The sequence below is a fragment of the Ruegeria sp. BHSA118 genome (assembly GCF_059613405.1).
This window is the reverse complement of the sequence record NZ_JBXWSM010000152.1, coordinates 1-1,769: the sequence shown is the minus strand read 5'-3', so window position 1 is coordinate 1,769 and position 1,769 is coordinate 1. Positions and strand designations below refer to the sequence as shown.

The window sequence follows — 1,769 nt, the reverse complement described above, 5'->3', positions numbered from 1 at the left end:
ATTGTCGGTGCCGATCCCGGCGCGGCCGATGACTTTCAGATTGTCGGCTTTCTCCAGAATGGTCGGCGTGACCTTGGTGGCCGAGCGGATGGCAAGACCGTCATACTGGCCGATCACCTCGGCCAACTTGTCCTTGTCCTTGCCCAGATCAGGCATGAAATCCACGTCGATGCCGCGATCACGGAAAATCTGAACGGCGGTTTCGCTGAGTTTGTCGGAAACGAGTACTTTGGGAGCCATGTTTGTGGTCCTTGAATGTATTGAGAGGTCCGGGCCGATGCGGCCCGGTAAAGATGGGATGCGATCAGGCGGCTTCTGTTTGTGCCGCGATTTCGGCCTCAAAGGCCCATGCCAGCCAAGGCAGCATCGCTTCGATATCCGAGGTCTCGACCGTACCGCCGCACCAGATCCGCAAGCCCGCAGGCGCGTCGCGATAGGCACCGATGTCCAGCGCGACATTCTCGGACTCCAGCCGTTTGGCCACGGCCTTGGCAAAGCTTGCGCCGTCCTGAATTCGGGCGTCGGTGAATTTCAGACAGACGGATGTGTTCGACCGCGTCGCAGCGTCTTCGGCCAGGTTTTCGATCCAGTCGTTCCGGTCGCAGAACGCATGCACGGCATCGGCATTGGCGTTCGCGCGGGCAATAAGGCCCTTCAGACCGCCCACCGAGCGCGCCCAATCCAGTGCAAACAGATAATCCTCAACCGCCAGCATCGACGGCGTGTTGATCGTCGCCCCGGTAAAGATGCCTTCGATCAGCTTGCCACCCTTGGTCAGGCGGAAGATCTTCGGCAGCGGCCATGCAGGGGTGTAGCTCTCCAGGCGTTCAACGGCGCGCGGCGACAGGATCAGCATCCCGTGGGCCGCTTCGCCGCCCAGCACTTTCTGCCAGCTGAAGGTCGTTACATCCAGCTTGTCCCAGGGCAGGTCCATCGCAAAGGCAGCCGACGTCGCGTCACAGATCGTCAGACCCTGACGATCATCGGCGATCCAGTCGCCATTCGGCACGCGCACGCCCGAAGTCGTGCCATTCCAAGTAAAGACCACGTCATTTGCGAAATCGACCGATGCCAGATCCACGATCTGCCCGTAATCCGCAGTTTTCACCTCGGCGTCGATTTTCAACTGCTTGACCACGTCGGTCACCCAACCAGAGCCAAAGCTCTCCCAGGCCAGCATCTCGACCTTGCGCTCGCCCAGCAACGACCACAGAGCCATCTCGACCGCACCCGTGTCCGAGGCGGGAACGATGCCGATCCTGTAATCTGCCGGAATGCCAAGCACCTCGCGCGTGCCCTCGATTGCCGCCGTCAGCTTGTCCTTGCCAACGGTGGCACGGTGCGAGCGTCCCAAGGCGGCATCGGCCAGTTTGGTCAGATCAAATGTGGGGGGTTTGGCACAGGGGCCCGAGGAAAAACGCGGATTGGCCGGCCGCGTCGCCGGTTTTTGAGTGCTCATGTGTATTACCCTTCCAGATACACGCCCCTCGTTGGGGAGGGGTGTCCCACGGACAGACCTAGGGGGCCTTCGCACCTGCAGCAAGCGGAAAAGACGCTTTGCTGGGTAAAAACGACATCTGAAACGGACACAAATCAGAACACGCGTTTCCGATTGGCGAAAAACCCCGCCGAAATTCGGCGGGGTTTGTTGGTGTTACTCCGCGGCTTCCTCATACGCCTCCATTGGGGGGCATGTGCAGACGAGGTTTCTGTCGCCATATGCGTTGTCGACGCGGTTGACGGGGGACCAGTATTTGTCGACGCCCATG

1 protein-coding gene and 1 pseudogene are annotated in these 1,769 nt (G+C 60.3%); both read right to left on the bottom strand.

Annotation, left to right across the window (positions count from 1 at the left end):
• Positions 1-240: pseudogene (locus AC2FNN_RS21555) on the bottom strand (phosphoglycerate dehydrogenase); the annotation flags it as partial.
• 64 nt (positions 241-304) lie between these two features.
• Complete coding sequence (locus tag AC2FNN_RS21550; RefSeq protein ID WP_496760561.1) at positions 305-1,459, bottom strand: phosphoserine transaminase; 1,155 nt, start codon at positions 1,457-1,459, stop codon at positions 305-307.
• Positions 1,460-1,769: the final 310 nt, after the last annotated feature.